At 75.3% G+C, this 20185-nt stretch carries 15 protein-coding genes; 3 read left to right on the forward strand and 12 right to left on the reverse strand.

Annotation, left to right across the window (positions count from 1 at the left end; genetic code table 11):
- Positions 1 to 45: 45 nt before the first annotated feature.
- From IEZ11_RS06900 to IEZ11_RS06935, 8 genes are all read right to left on the reverse strand, one after another.
- Positions 46 to 5187: an SAV_2336 N-terminal domain-related protein gene (locus tag IEZ11_RS06900; protein WP_189261668.1), complete on the reverse strand. Its 5142-nt coding sequence runs from the start codon at positions 5185 to 5187 to the stop codon at positions 46 to 48.
- Positions 5177 to 6202 (reverse strand): AAA family ATPase, encoded by a 1026-nt coding sequence (locus IEZ11_RS06905; protein WP_189261669.1) that lies wholly within the window; start codon positions 6200 to 6202, stop codon positions 5177 to 5179. The genes IEZ11_RS06900 and IEZ11_RS06905 overlap by 11 nt, the downstream gene beginning before the upstream one ends.
- 32 nt (positions 6203 to 6234) lie before the next feature.
- Positions 6235 to 7902, reverse strand: a complete 1668-nt coding sequence (locus IEZ11_RS06910) for a VMAP-C domain-containing protein (protein ID WP_189261670.1) — start codon at positions 7900 to 7902, stop codon at positions 6235 to 6237.
- The gene (locus IEZ11_RS06915; RefSeq protein WP_189261671.1) at positions 7899 to 8279 is read right to left on the reverse strand and encodes a CU044_2847 family protein; all 381 of its coding nucleotides are present in this window, start codon (positions 8277 to 8279) and stop codon (positions 7899 to 7901) included. Before IEZ11_RS06915 ends, IEZ11_RS06910 begins: the two co-directional genes overlap by 4 nt.
- Before the next feature lie 116 nt (positions 8280 to 8395).
- Entirely contained in the window at positions 8396 to 9727 is a 1332-nt protein-coding gene (locus IEZ11_RS06920; RefSeq protein ID WP_229712848.1) for a carboxyl transferase domain-containing protein, read from the reverse strand.
- A gap of 76 nt (positions 9728 to 9803) precedes the next feature.
- Complete coding sequence (locus tag IEZ11_RS06925; protein ID WP_189261673.1) at positions 9804 to 11279, reverse strand: acyl-CoA synthetase; 1476 nt, start codon at positions 11277 to 11279, stop codon at positions 9804 to 9806.
- A gap of 101 nt (positions 11280 to 11380) precedes the next feature.
- A complete protein-coding gene (locus IEZ11_RS06930) occupies positions 11381 to 11992 on the reverse strand; it encodes a class I SAM-dependent methyltransferase (RefSeq protein WP_189261674.1) in 612 nt (203 codons plus the stop codon).
- 235 nt (positions 11993 to 12227) lie between these two features.
- Positions 12228 to 13307: a MerR family transcriptional regulator gene (locus IEZ11_RS06935; RefSeq protein ID WP_189261675.1), complete on the reverse strand. Its 1080-nt coding sequence runs from the start codon at positions 13305 to 13307 to the stop codon at positions 12228 to 12230.
- 126 nt (positions 13308 to 13433) lie between these two features.
- Here IEZ11_RS06935 and IEZ11_RS06940 point away from each other — a divergent pair, with 126 nt between their 5' ends.
- Complete coding sequence (locus IEZ11_RS06940; protein WP_189261676.1) at positions 13434 to 14306, forward strand: ATP-grasp domain-containing protein; 873 nt, start codon at positions 13434 to 13436, stop codon at positions 14304 to 14306.
- Here IEZ11_RS06940 and IEZ11_RS06945 read toward each other — a convergent pair.
- A complete protein-coding gene (locus IEZ11_RS06945) occupies positions 14287 to 14862 on the reverse strand; it encodes a hypothetical protein (RefSeq protein ID WP_229712835.1) in 576 nt (191 codons plus the stop codon). The two genes, IEZ11_RS06940 and IEZ11_RS06945, sit on opposite strands and share 20 nt — an antisense overlap.
- A gap of 176 nt (positions 14863 to 15038) precedes the next feature.
- Here IEZ11_RS06945 and IEZ11_RS06950 point away from each other — a divergent pair, with 176 nt between their 5' ends.
- Together IEZ11_RS06950 and IEZ11_RS06955 are read left to right on the forward strand one after the other, a co-directional pair.
- The gene (locus IEZ11_RS06950; RefSeq protein ID WP_189261678.1) at positions 15039 to 15812 is read left to right on the forward strand and encodes an IclR family transcriptional regulator; all 774 of its coding nucleotides are present in this window, start codon (positions 15039 to 15041) and stop codon (positions 15810 to 15812) included.
- Positions 15809 to 16660 carry an SMP-30/gluconolactonase/LRE family protein gene (locus IEZ11_RS06955; RefSeq protein ID WP_189261679.1) on the forward strand — a complete coding sequence of 284 codons (852 nt, stop codon included), beginning with the start codon at positions 15809 to 15811 and terminating at the stop codon, positions 16658 to 16660. The genes IEZ11_RS06950 and IEZ11_RS06955 overlap by 4 nt, the downstream gene beginning before the upstream one ends.
- Positions 16661 to 16806: 146 nt before the next feature.
- Here IEZ11_RS06955 and IEZ11_RS06960 read toward each other — a convergent pair whose 3' ends face one another.
- Genes IEZ11_RS06960 through IEZ11_RS06970 form a run of 3 tightly spaced genes read right to left on the reverse strand, consistent with a single transcriptional unit; the run spans position 16807 to position 20058 of the window.
- Complete coding sequence (locus IEZ11_RS06960) at positions 16807 to 18210, reverse strand: NAD(P)/FAD-dependent oxidoreductase (RefSeq protein WP_189261680.1); 1404 nt, start codon at positions 18208 to 18210, stop codon at positions 16807 to 16809.
- Positions 18203 to 19438 carry an MAB_1171c family putative transporter gene (locus IEZ11_RS06965; RefSeq protein ID WP_373294842.1) on the reverse strand — a complete coding sequence of 412 codons (1236 nt, stop codon included), beginning with the start codon at positions 19436 to 19438 and terminating at the stop codon, positions 18203 to 18205. The genes IEZ11_RS06960 and IEZ11_RS06965 overlap by 8 nt, the downstream gene beginning before the upstream one ends.
- The gene (locus IEZ11_RS06970; RefSeq protein WP_189261681.1) at positions 19435 to 20058 is read right to left on the reverse strand and encodes a toxin-antitoxin system, toxin component family protein; all 624 of its coding nucleotides are present in this window, start codon (positions 20056 to 20058) and stop codon (positions 19435 to 19437) included. Before IEZ11_RS06970 ends, IEZ11_RS06965 begins: the two co-directional genes overlap by 4 nt.
- Positions 20059 to 20185: the final 127 nt, after the last annotated feature.

The following is a 20185-nucleotide window of genomic DNA, read 5'->3' on the forward strand; positions in this document are numbered from 1 at the left end:
GCGGGGAGGGGCCGGGCGGGGCGCGGCTGAACGGGGGGTTCGCGGTCAGGGCAGCGCGCGGGCGGCTTCCAGGAGCGGACGGAGACCGGCCTCCTCGCCGACCCGCAGGAACGGGACACCCGCCCGCCGGGCCGCCTCCCGCTCGGCCTCGGCGGTGCCGATCAGCAGGGCGGCCGCCGGGCGGACGCCGAGGCTGACGAGGGCCCGCTCGACGACGTACGGGGCGGGCATCAGGGGGGAGTGGCGTCCGTCGCGGCCATGGACCCCACCGGCCAGACAGTCCAGCAGCCGTTGCCCGCGCAGGTACTCCAGGGCCGTCTCCGGCGCGCAGTCGGTGACCAGGGCCAGTCTCCGTCCCTTGTCGGCCAGGGTCCGGACCAGCAGGGCGGCGTCGGGTACGGGGACCGCGGAGTGCAGGGCCGAGGCCTCCAGCAACGCCGACCGGTCGCGCAGCCCGGGGGAGTCGACGTGCTGTTCGTGGGCGTGCGGGACGTCGACCTGGTGCGTGAGGTCGAAGCGGTCCGGCTCCTTTGGCAGGGATCCCCGCAGGAGCCGGATCCACTCCGTCGTGCCGTTCACGAAGAGCCGGGTCAGCGTGCCGTCGAAGCCGAACACCACCGCGTCCGCCGTCCGCAGCGCGACGACGAGCCTGCCGTCCGGGCGGAACAGCGGGGCGGGGTACGAGTCGCGGGTCGCCGTGAGCGCGAGGTCCCAGCGGACGGTGACGCCGCGCGGGGCGTCCGTCCCCGGCCCGTCACCCACCTCGGCCCGTGCCTGGTCCAGGTAGCTGTGCGGGTACTCCTCCGACAGCCGGCGCAACCGCCCGCGCAGGGTGTTCACGACGGTGTCGGGCACGGTCTCCAGGATGCCCAGGGCCAGCACCGCGACCACGTCGGTGATGCGCCACCGCGCCTCGCCGACCGCGCGGAACGTCCTCTCGGACACGTCCAGCGGGAGCCGGCGTTCGGTCAGGTCCACCTCGTAGTAGCCCATGGCCCCCGGCCCACGGGTGAGGCCGAGATCCTCGCGGCGCGGCCCCTGGTACACGACGGTCCTGGTCTCTCCCGCCGGTTCGGGGAACAGGTTCCCGGCAGGCAGCGGGTGGGGACCGGACACCGCCGGCGGACCGACGACGCCGTCCTGGGCCGTCCGGGGCGACGACACGGACCAGTACCAGCTCGCCCCGGACCCGCGGAGCAGCGGCATCATCCGGTCGGTGAGGTGGGTGTCGTCGTCCCACTCGTCGCGCAGTGTCTGCGGCAGCGCGATGACGGCCCGCCGGTCGGCCGAGGCGTCCAGTGCCTGGCGGACCGCCGTCGGGTCGGGCGCCTCGGCCCGGCCGTCCTCGTGGAGGCAGCGGAACGTCACCAGCCACCTGTGGCCGGCGCCCAGCACCGCCAGCTCGTCCCGGAGCCGCATCCAGGTGGCGGAGACCAGCGGAAGCACCGACACGTCCGGCGCGGTCGCCACGGAGTAGCCGCTGCCCTGCGCGGACAGGTCGTAGGCCGCCGCGGCCAGCCCGCTCGCCGCCAGCAGCCGGGTGACCGCCCGGCCGAGCGCCGGCACGGTGTCCGCGTCCCGGGGAGGATCGGCCGGCTCGAAGGAAACGATGGTCCGGTAAGTCGGCGGCGGCTCTTCGCCGTCCCAGGGGCCGTCCTCGTAGTCGTCGTCGTACCCGTCCTCGAAGCCGTCGGGCGGCTGCTCCTGCGCCAGCGGGTCGTCCACCGCGAACAGGCTCTCCGGCACCACGTTCTGCGGCAGCGGGGTCTCCGCCGACTCGGCCGCCTCCTCCTCCCTCGCGAAGAGCGACGGCAGTGACTCCTCGGTGGGGAAGGAGCCCTCGGGTTCGTCGTGCGGCCCGGCTTCCGGAGCCGGCGGCTCGTACTCGGCGGCGTCGCCCGGTTCGTCGCGCTCCGCACGCAACTCGTGTCCCATGGAGCGGAGTTCCGGATCGCTGCCGCCGGCGAGCTCGTAATCCTCGTAGGCGTCCAGGGCTTCGTCCGTACGGCCCAGGTGCTGCAGGGCGGTCAGCAGCAGCCGCAGCAGATCCTCCCGGGAGGGGTACCTCCGCACGAGGTCGGTGAGTTGCCGGGCCGCGCGTTCGTACTCGCCCAGGTCCAGGTCGAGTTCGGCGAGCTTGCGGTGCAGGGCGAGCCGCAGCCGCTGGAGCCGGGAGCGGGCGGTGCGGGCGGCGGGGCGGGGGACGTCCGCGAGCGGTTCACCCGTGCCGTGCCACAGGCCGAGCGCCGTCTCGAGGTGGTGCCGTGCGCCCTGTAGGTCGCCCTGGTCCGCCAGTGCGGTGGCCGCGCTTTCCAGGCTCTCGCAGTACGCCAGGTCCAGATAGTCGGCGCTGGTGTGCAGCGCGTAGCCGTCGGGCAGCGTGGCCAGGACGCCGGGGCCCAGGGTCCGGCGCAGCCGGGAAGCGATCCGGTCCACCGCGTGCGCCGCGTCCGTCGGCTCCTGGTCCCGGCTCCACAGCCCCCTGCGCAGTTCGTCGCGGGAGACCTGACGACCGTGGTCCAGCAGCAGCATGGCCAACGCGGCGCGTTCGTCGGGGCCGAAGTCCACTGCGTCGTAGCCGAGTTCGACGCTCAGCGGGCCCAGGACACGGTACGAGCGCTGCTCGGGGTACTTCTCCCGGGCGCGCGGCAGCAGCTCGCCGTCCGCGAGCCGTTCCCGGCCGGACTCCGGTGACGGGGACATGAGCAGCGTGAGCGCGTCCGCGTACCGCTCGCGCAGGGACTCCGGCAGGTGACGGAGCTGTTCCGGTGCGAACGGCGGGGTGAGCCGCGCGGTCCCCGCGGCCAGGAGCAGCATCACCTCGCACAGCGCCGACAGGTCCTGCGCCCGCCCCGCCGCGCCCGCTGCCCGGCCCGGGGCGAACCCGCCCAGCTTGACGGTGCCGTCGGGCAGCAGCATGACCCGGGACATGGTGAGACCGCCGTGCGCGACCCCCGCGTCGTGCAGGGCGCCGACGGCCTGCGCGAGTTGGATGCCGACCGACACCAGCAGGGGGCCGGGCAGCTGGTAACCAGGAGGGGCCGCAAGCGCGTTGAGGGGGATTCCGGGCACGTACTCCATGGCGAGGAAGGCCGAGCTGTCGGACTCCACGTCGAAGTCGGTGACACCGACGAGGTTCCGGTGCGCCGCCCCGTACAGTCGCTCGGCGTCGCGCAGGAACGCGTCCCGCCGGGCCGGGTCGGTGAACGGCGGGTACAGCCGGAGCACCACCGCCAGGTCGGTCTCCCCGTCCTCCGCCAGCCAGAGGGAACCGTCCGGCAGGAACCGCACGGCGGGCCGGTACCGCCCACCGACCCCGCGCGGATCGGAGAGCCTCCGGTGGGGCCTGCCCGGCACCGCACCCTGTTGCGGCACCGAGGACCCCTGCGGTGCCGAAATTCCCGGCGGCAGCGAGGTTCCCGGCGGCAGCGAAGTCCCCTGCGGTACCGAGGGCCCCGGCGGCAGCGAAGTCCCCTGCGGTACCGAGGGCCCCGGCGGCAGCGAGGGCTCCTGCGGTACCGAGGGCCCCGGCGGCAGCGAGGGCTCCTGTGGCACCGAGGGTCCCTGCGGCAGTGAAGGCCCCCGCGTCGCCGCGTTCTCTCGGGGCGCCCCCGCGGCCGGCGCCCCGTCGGTGCCCCCTGCCAGCTGGCGCAGGCTCTCCGTCCGTACCGTCGCGAACGGCTCGCCCTCTCCGGCGGGGGAGTCCGGGGAAACCGTGGCGGTTCCGCCGGCCGCCTCCGCCACCGCACGGAACTCGCCGGGCGAGGACCCCGCCCGCTCCTCGATCAACCCTCCCACCCGGGCCAGCAGTTCACCCGTGCTGCTGCGCGCGGCCCGTGGCAGGCCGCGCAGCAGCAGGTCCCGTGCCCCCGGCCGGAACGCGTACGAGCCCGGCGGACCCGGCACCGCCGTCAGCACCCCGCTCAGGATCACCTCCGCCAGATGCTGTGGCCGCGGCTCCGGCTCCACCGCCCGCTGCACCAGCCGCATGACCGGCAGATCAGGGCGCCCGAGCGCCAGATGACCGGCCAGCCGGAACGCCTCCGGGGACGCGCTCGCCCGGAACCGCAGGACCAGGTCCTCGGCGGAGAGCCGGGCCAGGTCGATGCCCGCGTCCCCCGGCACGGGCGCGTCCAGCCGCGCCGCCGCCCCCGGGAACCGGGTCCCGCCGGCCGACGCCACCAGCCCCGCCCAGTTCGCCAGCCAGCGCGGACCGGCCTCCAGCACCGGCAGCACCGACGACGTGTCCGCCGCCCCGCCCACCGCTCCCTGCTCGTACGGCGTGAAGGTGAGCGCCGCTGCCGGGGCCGCCGGGAACGAGGCCGACAGCAGACCGGGCACGGCCGGCAACGCCGTGTCGCGCCACAGGTGTTCGGGCAGCGGCTGGACCACCGCCAGCGGCATCTGCCGCGCCCAGCGCCGCAGCGTGCCGTACCACCGGGTCCCCGCCGCTCCCGGCCGCCACTGCGGGCCCATGCAGTCGCTGATCAGGAGCGTGACCGTGCGCCCGTCACCCGGCAGCCCCGCACCACCGCGGACCGAACCGTCGGCCCGCGCCCGGTGCACCGTCACCGTCCGGAACACCCCCGACTGGGCCAGCGACGCGTGCAGTTCGCGCAGCAGCGGGCGCCAGACCGGCATCGTGGGGCCCTCGTCGTACACCAGGTTCAGGCGCAGCCAGCGCTCCTGGGCCCGGCGCAGCACCGGGAGCCACCACTCGGGGCCCGCGCCCAGGCGGGCGATGCGGTCGGCGGTGGCGTGTTCGTCGAGGCGGTGGCCGTACGGCGCGTCCGTACGGCGTCTGAGGGGGCGCAGGGAGCGTTGCAGGGCCAGCGGATGGCGCAGCATCGGCGGTGCGGGCGCGAGGAGTGCGGCGTGCGGGCCGGGAACCGGGGCCGTGGCGGGAAGGCGGAGCGGGACACGCGCGGGTTCCTGGGCCGGGTCCCCGGCGGGGGGAGCTTCCGGCGGCTCCGGTGGGTCGTCCGGGGGTGGTGGCGGCGCGGCCGGCGGCCGGGACGGCGCCTGTTCGGGTCCGGCCGGCCGGTCCGGCGGGTCCCCCTCGCGCGGCAGCTGTCCCGCCAGCCACAGCAGTTCGGCCAGTTCCCGTGGCGTCGGACGCACGCCGGCCGCCGCCCGCGCCAGGACGTCGGCGAGGCGGGCGAGTGGAGCGGGGTGGTCAGAAGGCATCGGCCCGGGTGGCCTCGCCGAGGTACGGCATCAGCTGTTCCGCCAGTTCGTCCAGCGACTCGGCGCTCAGGTCGGAGGACCGGGCCAGGTAGATGGCGTTGAGCAGCTGGTCGGTGGCGAGGTCGCCGCCGCCGACCCGGGACAGGAACCGGGTGATCAGCGACCGGGCACGGTCGTCCGGTTCGCCGAGGTGGGCGCGGACGATACCGGCGAGCTGCTGGTCGTCGGGCTGGCGCAGCCGGAGCGTGACGCAGCGGCGCAGGAAGGCCGGCGGGAACTCGCGCTCGCCGTTGCTGGTGAGGACGACGAACGGGAAGGCCCGGCAGCGCACCCGGCCGCGGTCCACGGGGACGCGTTCGTCCGTGCCGTCGACCATCACCTCGGCGGCGGGGGAGCGACGGGCGGCGCGGACCAGTTCCGGGATCTCGTACTGGCCCTCCTCCAGGACGTTGAGCAGGTCGTTCGGCAGGTCGAGGTCGCTCTTGTCGATCTCGTCGATGAGCAGCGCCCGGGGGCGGGCGTAGGGCAGGAGGGCGGTGCCGAGGGGGCCGAGGCGGAGGTGGTCCTCGATGCCGGAGTCGGGGACCGGGGCGCCGGGGTCGAGGGCGGTGGCGGACTGGCGGGCCGCGTAGAGGCGGGAGAGCGGGTCGTACTGGTAGAGGCCGTCGTGCAGGGTGCTGCGGCTGGTGATGTTCCAGCGGAGCACCGGGCCCAGCTTCAGCTCGCGGGCCACCGAGTACGCGAGGGAGGACTTGCCGGTGCCGGGCGGGCCGGTGACCAGCAGGGGGCGGCGCAGGTAGAGGGCCGCGTTGACGAGCTGGACCGTGCGCGCGGTCGCCTGGTAGGTGGCGGCGCGGTGGGTGCGGTCGGGTGAGGTGGCCGAGGCGTCGTCGGTCTCGGCCGGGGTCGCCAGTTCCGGGCCGCCGTCGAAGGCCCGCCAGGGCGGGGGCGCGGGCAGCTCGGTGATGCCGTCGTGCGGCTCCTTCGTACCGGTGTAGACGGGCCACAGGGGCATGGGGGTCCTTCTCCGTGAGTGGAAGCGGCGGGCTAGGCGACGGGGGTGTGCAGGCTGGCCTGCGGTTCGGGGTAGCAGCGGGGGTCGTCCCAGAGGAGTTGCACGTCCCGCGCCCAGTGCCCCTCGGGATCGTCGTCGGCCGCGGCCTCCTCCCGCAACCGCCAGATGTGGCGCGGGAGTTCGGTGGGAGGTATGCCGTCGACGCAGAGGCTCAGCGCGTCCAGGAAGGTGCTTCCCGCGCACGGGCCGGCGTGGTCGGCGGTGGCGCAGCCGGTGCGTGGCCACAGCAGGACCGGCACCGGCACGTTCAGGCCCGCCTCGAAGCGGTCCGGGGCGGCCTCGGGCGGTGCGCCGAACCCCGCCAGGCCGGCGGCCTCGTCCCGGAGCCGTTTGCGCAGGCCGAGGGGGCGCTCGGGGCTGCCGCAGTCGACCCGGTGCAGCACCGTCCGGGCCGGATCCCCCTCCAGCGTCCGCCACCGGTGGGCCAGTTGGTGGCGCAGCCGGGCGCTGCGGTGCCGGGAGAGGTCGGCCACGACCAGCGGGTGCGCACAGCCGAGCGGGGTGGCGTCCTCGGGGCCGCACGCCCACTGCGCGACCGGCTCGTTCAGCCAGTCGCGGGGCAGTACGAAGGTGAGCAGCGCCTCGGCGTCCGGCGCGAGCAGCGCGAAGGCGTCGTCCACGCGACGCTGCACGTACGCGCGTACCTCCCCGCGCGGCAGCCTGGCCACGGCCACGCGTCTGCGCCGCCCCTCCCGGTAGGCCGACACCTGCACCGTGACCTGCCCCTGGCCCTCGCCACTGTGCTCCAGCTCCACCACGATGGGCGCCCAGGCGGAGTCCGGCGCCGGCGCGGACGGCCGTGGCTCCAGCAGCCCCGCCAGCCGGTCGGCGAACCTCGGCACCGCCTCCGGGTCGTCGACCTGCCACTGCACGTAGGCGGCCGCCTGCCGCAGCGAGCCGAACCCGTCCGGAGGCGGCTCCGGGCCGAACGGGCCCACCGCGTCCCGGTAGAGCTGTGCGGGCCGGCAGTCCAGGGCCGCGGCCTCCGCCCGCCGCACCAGTGCGTGCAGCCGCCCCGAGGCGGCCGGCGTGCCGGTCGCGGGCGCCGGGACCAGGGCGCCCAGGTCGTACCAGTAGCGTGCCATGACCTCGGTCGGCAGCATCCGCCCGGTCAGGACCCCCGGCTCGCCCGCGACCTGCGCGACCATCCCGACCACCCGGCCGTCCGGCAGGGTCACCGCCGCCCCGCTGAACCCGTGCGCGATCGGCTGCCCGTGCGCCGAGGCGGCTTCGAGCTGCAGCCACTCGTCGGCGATCAGCGTCCGGGAGACGGCACGGTAGCGGGCGAGGACTCCCTCCTCGTAGCCGTCCGGGAAGCCGTACGCCTCCAGGTCCGCCCCGCCCTGCTCGGCCCCCGGCGGCGCGAACCGGGCCGGTTGCAGCGGCACTTCACGGTCCAGTTCGAGTACGGCGAGGTCGCCGGGATCGGTCCAGCCGCCCGTCCAGCCGCCGTGTACGGCCACGGAGGCGGTCAGCTCACCCAGGTCCCGGCGGTTCGGGAAGCTCACCGTCAACGGCGCCAGATCCTGGTTCCGTACGACATGCGCGCAGGTCAGCACCGTGCGGGAGGTGACGAGGAAGCCGGCCCCGGACACCTCGCCCCCGCACGCGATCCGGGCGTGCCAGGCAGCGCGGCTCATGATCCGGGCGTGGGCTCCGGGACCGTCGGAGCCGGTTCCGGCCGGGGCGCGCCCTGCCCCGACGTCCAGCTCAGCCGGACCACCAACTGCCCCTCCGCCGCTCCCCTGGCGATCACCGCACCCGCCTCCGCCGTCAGCTTGACCCCGAACTCCAGCTCCACGGAGTCGGGTTGCAGGGTGCCGTCCCGGAAGACCCGCAACGCGGACCGGGCGGCCGCCCGCACGCCGGCCAGCGCGCCCTCGAAGGAACGGGCGGCCTGCGCCGCCGGGCCCGCGCCGCCCTCGCGCGAGACGGGACGGCTGCCGGGGGTGCCGTCGGCCGTCTCCACGACGACGACGGCGCCGTCCTCGGTCGTGAACTCCATCATTCTCACCATGACTTCGCCCGCTCCCCCGTGTCACTCGCCGCTGTGCCCCCGTAACCGGTCCATTGTCACCGAAGGCGGCCGCCCGTGTCCTGCCGCCGGGGTGGAAACCCGCCCGGTCCCGCAACTCAGGCCCGGGGACGGTCCACCGGGTCCACGACGCCCCGGACCACTCCCAGCGCCACCAGGTCCTGGGGTCTGATGCGCAGCTGGTCGGCGGTGTTCTCGGCCTGTTCCGGGGGGCGTTTGAGGATCGCGGCCGCCAGGTCCGGCGCTATGACGCTGAAGTAGCTGTCCGGTGCGGCCCAGGTGTTGCCGGGCGCGGCCAGCGCCAGCGCGCCGCCCGAGCCGCCCTCCCCGACGACGAGGGTGGTGATCGGCGTCCGGGCCGCCGCCACCTCGCCGAAGAGCTCCGCGATCGCGGCCCCGGCGCCCTGCCGCTCGGCCTCGGCGTCGTTCGCGGCGCCCGGGGTGTCGACGAGGGTCAGCACGGGGATGCCGAGCCGGTCCGCGAGCCGTATCAGGCGGGCCGCGGTGCGGTACCCGGCGGGCCGGGTCGGCGTCCCGGTCTGGGCGGCGAAGGCGACCGCACGGCCGTCCCGCTCGCCGAAACCGCACAGCATGCCGTCCGGATCGGCGCCGCCGCACCGGTCGCCGACCAGGGCGACCCGGCGGGTGAAGTACGCGTCCAGGTAGGCGTCGGCGCGCGGGCGGTGCGGGGCGCGGGCGCGCCGGACGGCCTCCCCGCCGGTGGCGGGCAGCGTCGTGCCGCCGAGGGCGGCCGGCGGGTCGGCCGGGGTGGTGGCCGGGGTGGTCAGCAGCCGCAGCCACAGTCCGAGCGTCGCCCTCAGCTCGGCCACCGGCACCACCGCGTCCGCCGCCCCGGCCGCGAGCTGGGCCTCCGCCGTGTACGCGGCCGGGTCGGCGTCCGGTGGGCGGACCCGGGAGCCCGCGAAGCCCACCTGGGCACCGGGCAGGGCCAGGACGACATCGGCGCCGGCGCCGAGGGTGGCCCAGCCGCCGCCGGTCGTCGGGTCGCGCAGGACGGCGACCTGCGCCAGCCCCGCCTCCCGGGTGAGTGTCGACTGCCGTGCCACCCGCTGAAGCTGGGACAGGGCGAGCATGCCCTCCTGCATCCGGCTGCCGCCGGTGGCGACCAGCGGGACCACCGGCAGGCGGTGGGCGCGGGCGTGCACGTACGCCGCCTCCAGCCGGTCCCCGGTCCGCTGCCCCAGCGAGCCGCCGAGGAAGCCGAACTCGAAGGCGATCAGCACGGCCGCCGTGCCCTCGACCCGCGCGGTGCCGACGACGACGGACTCCTCCTCGCCGGTGCGCTCGGCCGCGCGGGCGCGCGAGGCGTCGTATCCCGGCCAGGCGAGCGGGCCGTCGGGCGGCGACTGCCGTGCCGGGTAGGGGAGTTCGGTGAAGGTGCCCGGGTCGGTGACGAGGGCGAGGACCAGGCGTGCGGAGAGCCGCTCGGGCGTCGGGCCGGGGGGCGTTCCGGGCGTCGGTCGGGGCGTCGGTCCGGGGGTCGGCTCAGGCACCGAGGGACCGCTTCATGATCTTCCCCATGTCGTTGCGGGGGAGGGCGTCCAGGTGGTGGACGACGCGGGGGCGCTTGTGCGGGGCGAGCCGGCCGGCGACATGGTCCGCCAACTCCTCGGCGGACGGCGGCGACTGCGGGTCGGCCGGGACGATCCAGGCGACGACCCGCTCGCCGAGGTCCGCGTCCGGCTCCCCGGTGACCGCGGCCTCCCGCACCCCCGGATGTTCCAGCAACGCGTTCTCGATCTCACCGGCCCCGATCTTGTAACCCCCGCTCTTGATCAGGTCGGTGGCCTTCCGCCCGACGATCCGCACATGGCCGTCCGCCTCCCGCACCGCCATGTCACCGGTGCGGAACCAGCCGTCGGCGGTGAACGCGGCGGCGGTGGCGTCGGGCCGGTTGAGGTACTCGGTGAACAGGTTCGGGCCGCGCACCTGGATCTCCCCGACGGTCTCCCCGTCGTACCCGGCGATCGCGGTCCCGTCCTCCTCCACCAGACGCAGCTCCACCCCCGGCAGCGGCACCCCCACGGTCCCCGCCCGCGCCTCCCCGTCGGCCCGGACGCTGGGCCGGGGGTCCGGGGGTGTCCACCGGGACGAGCACAGCATGAGGGTCTCCGTCATGCCGTACCGCTCGACGACCCGCTGTCCGGTGGCCGCCGCGATCCGCTCATGGTCGTGGACGGGCAGCGCGGCCGAGCCGGAGACCAGCAGCCGGGCCCGGCCGAGCGCCTTCGCCAGCCCGGGGTCGGCGGGCAGGGCCTCGGCGATGCGGTGGTACATGGTCGGGACGCCGAAGACCATGGTCGCGCCGTCGTTCAGCTCACGGGCGACGCCCTCGGTGTCGAACCGCCCGAGGTGCCGGACGGATCCGCCGCGCCGCAGCGGCCCGAGGATCCCGAGCACGAGCCCGTGCACGTGGAACAGCGGCAGACCGTGCACCAGCACGTCGTCCCCGGTCCACTGCCAGGCGTCGGCGAGCGCGTCCAGGGTGGCGGCGAGCGCCCGGCGCGGGATGACGGCGCCCTTGGGCGGGCCGGTGGTGCCGGAGGTGTAGACGACGAGGGCGGGGTCGCCCTCGTCGGTGCGGTCCGCGGGCACCGTTCCCACGGCCCGCACATCGACGTCGATCCGGGGCAGGCCGGCCAGTGCGGAGGGGAGCCGGTCGCCGGGCGCGGCCAGGACGGCCGTCGGCGCGCTGTCGGTGAGGATGTGCGCGAGTTCCTTCTCACCCGACCTCGGGTTGAGCGGTACGGCCGCCCGGCCGGCGAGCAGGGTGCCGACGACGGCGACGGCCGTCTCCAGCTCCGGCGTCGCCCACACCGCCACCCGGTCGGCGTCCTCGACCCGGGCGGCGACGGCGCCCGCCGCGGCGGCCAGCTCCCCGTACGTCAACGACCTCGCACCGAACCTGAGGGCCACCAGCTCGCCCGGACCGTCCACCAGCACCGGAAACAGAAGGGACACGCGACGACTCCTCACGGTTCGGAACCCCGACAGCCCCTTCCTACACCAGGCACCGCCCTCGCCGGGCGCCCCACCGGCGCCCCACTCGCGCTCCGCGCCCCTCACCGGCGCCGCGTCCCGACGACCGTGCACAGATCGGGGGCGAGCCGTATCTCCACCGCCCGCAGCGCCGGATGTTCCAGCCAGTGCAGCCGCGCCCGGTCGACGTCCCCGCCGAACCGGGGCGGCCACCGGTCGCAGGGGGTGAAGTCGTCGACGACGACGGTGCCGCCGGGGACCAGCAGCCGCTCGACGTCGGCGGCCGGGTCCCCGGGCGTCTTCCCCTGCCCGCCGCCGTCGAGCACGAGCAGCTCGAACGGCCCGTACGCCGCGATGTCCTGCCAGTCCCCGCAGGTCACGGTGGTGTCGGGCCGGTCGTGGAACACCTCGGCGGCCGTCCGGGCCCGCTCCGGCTCCCGCTCCACGCTGAAGAGCCGCACCCCGGGCCGGGCCCCCGACGCCAGCCAGGCGAGCCCCACCCCCGCGCCGGTCCCGGTCTCCCCGATCCGTCCCCCGCCCCCGCCGACCCCGCCGGCCAGCACCTGGAGCAACCGCCCCTGCTCGGCCCGACAGGAGTACGGAAAGGCCAGCTCCCGGGCGGCATCGAGAGCCCGCCGAACAAGCGGAGGCAGCCCGGGAACCCCGGCATGGTCGTCGGTACCACGAAACGTCATGCCGGCCTTTCTACCGGCCAGAGCGAAGACCACACCCCGGACCGTGACACCCGCGGACAGCGCCCGCCCATCCCGCGGGTGTGCCCGGCCTCGCCGCGGATGGAGGCGGGCGTGAGCGCCGGAGGGCTTTCCGCCCGGCCGGATCCCGTTCTTCCCCGGCGCGCTGCCCGGCCGGGACGGGAGGGTGCCCGGTGCGGCTTTCCGCTCCGGCCGGAGGCCGCTCCTCCGCGGCTTCTTATCCGACCGAGACGGGTGGGTGGGTGGGCGAGACGACGTCGGCCACCACCGCGCTCGCGTTGTCGGTGCCGTCCGCCGCGTCGGCCGCCTCGACCAGTGCCCGGACCGCGTCCTGCGGCTCGCCCCGGCCCAGCAGGTGCCGGATCCGTTCGTCGGGGAGCGCCCTGGTCAGGCCGTCCGAGGAGAGCAGGTAGCGGTCGCCGGCCCGGACCTCGTGCAGTTTCAGGTCGGGGGTGTCGGCGGCGCCACCCGGCAGGGCCTTCGCCAGCAGCATCCGCTGCGGATGGCTCTCCGCCTCCGCCGCCGTCAGCCGGCCCTCGTCGATCAGCGACTGCACCACGCTGTGGTCGTGCGTGATCCGGAACAGCCCCCCGTCCCGCAGCAGATAGGCCCGCGAGTCGCCGATGTGCACGAGGGCCAGCCGGGACCCGGTCCACAGCAGCGCGGTGAGCGTCGTACCGACCTCCGTACTGCCCTGCGACACCTCGCGCACGGCCTCACCCGCCGCATGCACGGCGTCCGCCAGGAGGTTCAGCACGTTGCCCGCCGAGAGCTCGGCGTCCTCCAGGGGCTTGAGCGCGGCCACGGCGGCGGCACTGGCCGACGCCCCGGCCGGCCCGCACCCGTCGGCGACGGCCAGCAGCCGGCGCCCCGCGTACGCGGTGTCCTGGTTGGACGGCCGGACATGCCCCCGGTCCGAGTGGGCGGCGTAACGCAACTCCAGCATCTTCGTCGTTTCCCTTCTCGACTCTCCGGACAGGTGGTCGACGAGGAACACGGCCAGGTCGCGGCGTACGGCGGTCTCCGCCTCCACGCGGGCCCAGTACGCCCGTACCTCCCGGGCGGCCCGGTCGGCGGGCAGCGCGCACACCTCGCGGATCCGCGCCAGCGGCATGCCGAGCCGCCGCAGCCAGGCCACCAGCCGGGCGCGTTCCAGCTGCGCGTCGGCGTAGTACCGGTAGCCGGTCTCCGGGTCGACCCGGGCGGGCTTCAGCAGCTCCAGCTCGTCGTACAGCCGCAGCGCCTTCGGCGACAGCCGGCAGGCCTTCGCGAAGGCCCCGATGGTCAGCCACTCCATACCGGCTCCACCTCACATTCCTCGACGTCCGCCGTCGATGCTGGGGCCTGCCCGAAGGTGAAGGTCAACAGCGTGCCCGTTAGCCTGCCAAGGAGCGTCGCCGCCGTCAGCCAAGGGAGTCCCACCGTGCCTCGCATAGCCCTCGCCACCTATGACCCCGGCGCGGCACCGAGCAAGGACCGGGATCTGCCGGTGCTGCTGGCGGCGCTGACCGCCGCGGGGGCGCAGGCCGTCGCCCGCCCGTGGGACGACCCCGAGGTGGAGTGGGGCGCTCACGATCTGGTCGTCCTCCGCTCCACCTGGGACTACAGCTGGCGCACCGAGCAGTTCCTGCCGTGGGTGGAGCGGGTGGGGAAGGCGACCCGGATCGCCAATCCGGTGGAGGTCGTGCGGTGGAACGCCGACAAGCGGTATCTCGGCGACCTCGCGGCGGCCGGTGTGCCGGTCGTGCCGACGCGGTATCTGGCGCCCGGCGATCCCGTGGAGCTGCCGTCCGACCGCGACTTCGTCGTCAAGCCCACCTTCGGCGCCGGCGCCCGGTTCGCCGCCCGCTACACGCCCGACGAGCACGGGACGGCCGTACGGCACCTCGCCCGGATGCACGAGGAGGGGCTGACCGCGATGGTCCAGCCGTACGTCCGCGGGATCGACGTCAGCGGCGAGCGGGCGCTCCAGTTCTTCGGCGGGCGGCTGCTGCACGCCAGCCGCAAGCGGGCCGTGCTCACGCCGGGCACCGCGTACGACGCGGACAAGGTCGCCCACCCGGAGCTCCGGCCCTGGCCCCCGACCGAGGCCGAACTCGCCGTCGCCGAGCGCGCGTTGGCCGCGGTACCGGACGCGCCCGAGCTGCTGTACGCCCGGGTGGACCTGGTCGACGGGGCGGACGGGCAGCCGCAGGTGATGGAGCTGGAGCTGGTCGAGCCGAACCTCTTCCTGTTCCTGCACCCCGGGTCGGCGGACGCCGTGGCCGCGGAGATCCTCAGCGCGGCTCGTCGATGACCGCGGTGCGCTGGAGCAGGCCCCAGGTGAACTCGGCGACCACCTGACGGCCGTCGGGCACCTTGAAGGTGAGGCCTGGGGGTCCCCCCACGTAGTGGGGGAGGGTCGGGGCGCTGCCCTCCAGGGGGCGGGCGGGGGCGAAGGCGCGGGCGGCCTCGTCGACCGTGCAGGACCAGGGGGTCAGGTCGTCGAGGGTCTCCAGCCGCGGGGCCGGGGCGTCGGGGGCGCGGACCAGCCACTCGTTCCAGACCGCGCCGCCGGGGCCGGTCATGACCTCGAAGCGGAGGGTGGGCCAGAGGGGGAGCGGCCACTGCCAGGCCGCGCACTCCAGGTCACCGACGGCGCGTCTGGTCTCCCACCGGGGCGGGCCGAGGACCGAGCGGTACCGGGCCGCCGCCGAGCGGGAGCGGGGCGAGCGGGCCATCGCCTGCCAACGCCTGTTGGCCTCCCGCATGTCCGCGATCGACGCGCCCAGCGTGCGCCGGGCGTCCTCGACCAGGTCCGGGTTGTGGTCGGCCATGCGGCGCAGCAGCACCAGCTGGAAGTCCAGTTGCATGCCACCCATGGTGCACACGCGCACACCCGGCTGGTTCCCGGCCATTGCCCACACAATCCCCGATGGTTAGCCTGTGTTCGTCATGCCGATCGCCTGTTGATATCTCGAACGGCTCCGCAGCTCCGACGCGCGCCGCACCGATATCCGGCGCCTAGACCCAAGGGAGGGGGCCGGACGTGGGACGCCTCGTGCCTGCCGTGACCCGGGCTCTCGACATTCTTGAGCTCTTCCTGGACGGGGACGGGACTCTCTCCGCCCCCGACATAGTGCGCAGACTCCAGCTGCCGCGGACCACCGTGCACGAGCTGGTGACCACGCTCTCCGCCCGGTCGTACATCGTGCCCGTACCCGGACAGCCCGGACGTTACCGGCTCGGCGTCCGCCCGTACCAGCTCGGCAGCAGATACGCCGAGCAGCTCGACCTGGCCGCCGAGGGCCAGCAGGTCGCCCGGTCCGTCGCCGAGACCTGCGACGAGACCGTCCACGTGGCGATCCTCGAAGGCACCGACGTCATCTACATCGCCAAGGTCGACTCCACGCACGCGGTGCGCATGGTCTCCGCCGCCGGCCGCCGGCTGCCCGCCCACTGCACCTCGGTCGGCAAGATGCTGCTGGCCTCGCTGCCCGAGCACGAGCTGACCGCGCGCATCCCGGACGACGCCGACCTCGTCGCGATGACCCCGAACAGCATCACCGGGCCCGACGCCCTGCGCGAGGCCCTCGTGGAGATCCGGGCGCGCGGTATCGCGGTGGAGAGCCGCGAGTCCAACCCGGACGTCTCCTGCGTCGCCGCCCCGGTCCGCGACCGCACCGGCCAGGTCGTCGCGGCGCTGTCCATCTCCGTTCCGATGATCCGCTGGAGCGAGGAGCGCCAGGGCGAGCTGGAGCAGCTCGCGGCCAAGGGCGCCGCCGAGCTCTCCGAGCGCCTCGGACACCGGAGCGTGGCATGACGACGACGGCGTACGAGGTCGCGGTCGCGGCGGAGGCGACCCTCGGCGAGGGCCCCACCTGGGACCCGGCGACCGGCCGGCTCATATGGATCGACGTCCTGGGCTCGCGAGTCCACACGTACGACCCGGCCACCGGCGGCCGTACCACCCGCACCACCGAACAGCACGTCGGCGCGGCCAAGCCCCGTGCGGCCGGCGGCCTGGTCCTCAACCTCCGGGACGGTGTCGGTCTCCTCGACCCCGACGACACGTTCCGCTGGCTGCTGCGCGAGCCGGTCCCGGGCCGTCGCGCCAACGACGCGGCCGTCGCGCCCGACGGCACCCTGTGGGCCGGCACGATGCGCTACGACGAGGCGGCCGGGGGCGGCACGCTGTCCCGGGTGTCGCCCGACGGCACGGCGACCACGCTGCTGCCGGACGTCACGGTCAGCAACGGCACGGGCTGGAGCCCGGACGGCCGCCGCGTCTACTACGTCGACACACCGACCCGCCGGGTGGACGTCTTCGACTACGTGGACGGACTCCCCGTCGACCGCCGCCCGCTGGTGACGATCGAGGAGGGCGCGGGCCACCCCGACGGCCTGACGGTCGACGCGGACGGCTGTGTGTGGGTGGCGCTGTGGGGCGGGGCGGCGGTGCGCCGTTACACACCGGAGGGTGAACTGGACCGGGTCGTCCCGCTTCCCGCCACGCTCACGACGGCCTGTGCGTTCGGGGGCGCCGACCTGACGGACCTGTACGTCACGACGGCCCGGGTGGGGCTGGACCGGCCGCATCCGACGGCGGGCTCCCTGCTGGTGATCCCGGACGCCGGAAAGGGCCTGCCCCAACCGGCGTTCCAGGGCTGACCGCCCCGCCTTTCAGGGGCGCGGGGAACTGCGCGACCAGCCACGACGGCGCCGCGGAAGGCATACGGCCCGTCTGTCGTCCGCGGGCGGGTGGGGGGTGGTCGCGCAGTTCCCCGCGCCCCCAAAGGGGCGCTGCCGCGAGGGCGCTACTGCAGGCCGGCCCGCTTCAGCTCCTCCGTGGTCAGCGGCGGTTCGGTCAGGGTCGGCTTCGACGGCCCCGCCAGGGCCGCCAGCAGGACGGACGGTGTCAGCAGTACCTCCGCCCGCCGCTCCAGGGACGTCACGTCCGTCACGCGGCGGGCGATGCGCCCGTTCCCGGTCGCCGTGTACATGAGCCGGTTCACGTACGCGGCCACCGCCCGGTCCCGGGCCGTCGGCCCGCCCTCCGTCGCCCCCGGATAGAACACGTCCTGCCCGACGGCGAGGTCCCAGGCCGCCCCGACCGGCCGGGCCAGCGCCTTCTGGAGGCGACGGGACAGGCCGGGCGCGCCGAGGCCGTGACGACGCGTCAGCTCCCGCAGGAGCAGCGCGCTCTGCGCGCCCACCGCCAGTCCGTGCCCGTAGGTGGGGTTGTAGGCGGCCAGGGCGTCGCCGAGGACCGTGAAGTTGTCGGGCCAGGCCGGCATCCGCTCGTAGAAGTACCGGCGGTTGACGGTGGCGCGGGTGAAGGCGACGTCGGACAGCGGCTCGGCCCGCGCGAGCAGGTCGCCGATGAGCGGGTGCCGCAGCCGCTCGCGGGCGAACGGCACGAAGTCGTCGGCGGAGGTGGTCGGTTCGCCCCCGCGGGTGCCGTTGAGGGTGACGATCCAGCGGCCGTCCTCGATGGGCAGCAGGAAGCCCGCCCGGCCGGGGCCGCCGTTCCGCGGGTCCGGCTGCACGTTGACCACCGGGAAGCCGCCGCGGGCCGCCTCGGGTGCGAGGTAGAGCCGGCTGGCGTAGGCGACACCGGTGTCGACCTCGCGGCGCTCCGGCGCGGGCAGCCCGAGGGCCGCGAGCCAGCGGGGGGCACCGGAACCCCGGCCGGTGGCGTCGACGACCAGGTCCGCGTCGAGGGTCCGCTCCCGGCCGTCGCGGTCCCGCACCCGGACCCCGGTGACCGCCGCCGCGCCGCCCGCGAGCCCGAGCACCTCCGTGCCGCCGGCCACCTCGACGTGCCCGTCCGCGAGGACCCGCGCCCGGACCGTCGCGTCCAGCAGGTCCCGCCCGGCCAGCAGCACGTGGTGGGACTCGGGCCAGCGCCGGAACCAGCCGTGCGCCGAGAGGACGACCATGTCCGTGGTGACCGGGGCCCGGCGCGCCCCGGCGGCCAGGAGCTGCGCGCCGATGCCCGGCAGCAGCTCCTCCATCGCCCGTGCCCCGCCCGACCAGAGCATGTGCCCGTGCCGGGCCTGTGGAAGCCCCCTGCGGGGTCCCGGCGCCGCGGGCAGCTCGTCGCGCTCCACGACGACCACCCGGTCGGCGAGGCCGGCCAGGGCCCGTGCCGCGAGCATGCCGGTGTGGGATCCCCCCAGGACGACGGCGGCTCTGGCGGGGGAGGGGCGTTCACTCATGCGTGGACATGCTCTCTGCCGGGACGGTCGCGCGGGTGCGTACCGCCGTGATCTCGTCGGGATGGCGCAGGACCTCGGAGAGGGCCTGGATCTCCTGGAGCAGGTACGAGGTGTCGGCCTCGCCGGTGCCGCCGTCGTCGTCCGGGGCGTGCCGTCCGCTCTCGACGGCCTCCAGGATCGTCACGGCGGCGGCCAGGGCCTGGGCCCGGCCGGGTTCGTGGCCGAGGGCGAGAGCGGCGTCGTAGGCCCGGCCGCGCAGGTTCTCGTCGAGGAACCTGGACAGCTGCAGCAGCGCGTCGCGGACGTACGTCTCGCGGCGGAGCAGGCGCAGCTCGGCGGTGGCGCGCAGGGCGAGCGGTTCGCGGCCGCCCGCGACGGGCCGCAGCAGCCGGGCGAGCGGTTTCAGGCCGCGGTGCTGGCGGCGCAGCAGCCAGCGGTCGTGGAAGTACTGGCCGGCGTGCGGGACGATGAACCCGATCGCGACGAAGGTGGCGGCGATGCAGGCGGCCGACGGTGCGATGTTGGCGTTCAGCCAGTCCAGGTCGTGACCGGTCCAGCGGGCCACCACGGCCGTCAGTTTGGCCGCGCTGAAGAGCAGGTTCGTCGCGTAGCCGATGCCCAGGAACCTGAGCCCCCAGCGCAGCCAGGCGTCCAGGCCGTCGGTGCGGATCCAGTTCCACACCAGCCGGGTCGTGATCGTGCAGGCCACGGTGTGCGCGAGCAGGTAGAGCAGGATCTCCTCGCGCATGAACGGCGTGCTCGCGTAGTAGGTGTCCAGGTTCCGCACCTGTTCCACGGGCACGTCGGCGAGCGCGAACAGCACCCACAGGGCGACCACCACGGCCGCGTAGACGCAGACCACCCAGCGGGTCGCGCGCCGGGTCTGCTCCCGGCGGTCGGTGTGGCCGTTGCGCCAGTGCACGACCAGCAGCAGCCAGGACGCGGACAACGCGGTGATCAGGGAGTACACCAGGGGTGCCGCGATGTTCGGCACGCCGGTGACCCGGTTCGTCCAGGAGATGGTGGCCGGGGCGGCGAAGGCGAACACCGCGCAGGCGAACAGCAGCAGGCCGCCGACGGCACGCAGCAGCGGGTCCCGCCACAGTTTGAGGATGCTGGGCAGCTTGATCACCAGGGCCGCGGTCAGCACCAGGCCCGGGAGCCAGAAGGAGATGTACATCCCGGTGAGGAACGCGGCCGGGCCCTCGGCCAGTCGGGGGTGTGTCACCGCGCGGCGCCTTCACGCCCGCGGTAGCCGAGGGAGCGCTGGACCGGATCGGGCGGGGCCTCGCCGCCCCGGCCGGGCAGGAAGGACCGGAGCGCGGCCGCGAGCCGGTGCCCGAAGTCGTCGGCCTCGGCCTCGTCGGTCTCCCGGGAGCCGTTGCGGGCGGCCACCGTCAGGGCGACGGAGTCCCAGCCCGGCCGCCCGGCGAGGGCGTGCGCCGCGGCCGCGTGATGATGCGTGTGACGTGCGTGCATGTGCCACAACTCGTGTCCCAGGATGACCAGTTGCTGGACGGACTCGGCGCGCTCCTCGACGATCACCAGGTCGAAGTCCTGGAACTCCACCCAGAGTCCGGTGACCTCGATCTCGTCGGGGAACCGTTCGAAACGCAGCTCGACGGGCCGGCCCTCGCGTCTGCGGCTCATCTCCGCGCACAGCGCCCCGCACAGCTCGCGCACGCCGGCGGGTGTCCGGGGTCTGGCGCGGACGGCGGCGCTGAGGGCGGCGGTCAGCCGGCGCATCTCCGCGGTCGGCCGGGAGCGCCGTGCCCGGGTGTCCGGCCGGGAGTGCCGCAGCCTCGCGGCGATCCGGGCCCACCGGTGCCGCGCGCCGGCCAAGTCCATCGCTCCCCCTTCGCACCGCCCCGACGGCGGTCGCCGCGCCGCGTCGGCCCGTCCGAGACTACGCGTCCGGGGGCGCCAGTTCGAGCGGTAGTTCACCACAGAACGATTGCCCGATGCATGAAATTCG

It is taken from the genome of Streptomyces fuscichromogenes, from assembly GCF_014645815.1.
GTDB lineage: Bacteria > Actinomycetota > Actinomycetes > Streptomycetales > Streptomycetaceae > Streptomyces > Streptomyces fuscichromogenes.

Excerpts from the sequence above, each read along its gene's own strand:
- IEZ11_RS06900 (WP_189261668.1), bottom strand. The coding sequence starts at position 5,187 with ATGCCTTCTGACCACCCCGCTCCACTCGCCCGCCTCGCCGACGTCCTG.
- IEZ11_RS06905 (WP_189261669.1), bottom strand. The coding sequence starts at position 6,202 with ATGCCCCTGTGGCCCGTCTACACCGGTACGAAGGAGCCGCACGACGGC.
- IEZ11_RS06910 (WP_189261670.1), bottom strand. The coding sequence starts at position 7,902 with ATGAGCCGCGCTGCCTGGCACGCCCGGATCGCGTGCGGGGGCGAGGTG.
- IEZ11_RS06915 (WP_189261671.1), bottom strand. The coding sequence starts at position 8,279 with ATGGTGAGAATGATGGAGTTCACGACCGAGGACGGCGCCGTCGTCGTC.
- IEZ11_RS06930 (WP_189261674.1), bottom strand. The coding sequence starts at position 11,992 with ATGACGTTTCGTGGTACCGACGACCATGCCGGGGTTCCCGGGCTGCCT.
- IEZ11_RS06935 (WP_189261675.1), bottom strand. The coding sequence starts at position 13,307 with ATGGAGTGGCTGACCATCGGGGCCTTCGCGAAGGCCTGCCGGCTGTCG.
- IEZ11_RS06945 (WP_229712835.1), bottom strand. The coding sequence starts at position 14,862 with ATGCAACTGGACTTCCAGCTGGTGCTGCTGCGCCGCATGGCCGACCAC.
- IEZ11_RS06955 (WP_189261679.1), top strand. The coding sequence starts at position 15,809 with ATGACGACGACGGCGTACGAGGTCGCGGTCGCGGCGGAGGCGACCCTC.
- IEZ11_RS06960 (WP_189261680.1), bottom strand. The coding sequence starts at position 18,210 with ATGAGTGAACGCCCCTCCCCCGCCAGAGCCGCCGTCGTCCTGGGGGGA.
- IEZ11_RS06970 (WP_189261681.1), bottom strand. The coding sequence starts at position 20,058 with ATGGACTTGGCCGGCGCGCGGCACCGGTGGGCCCGGATCGCCGCGAGG.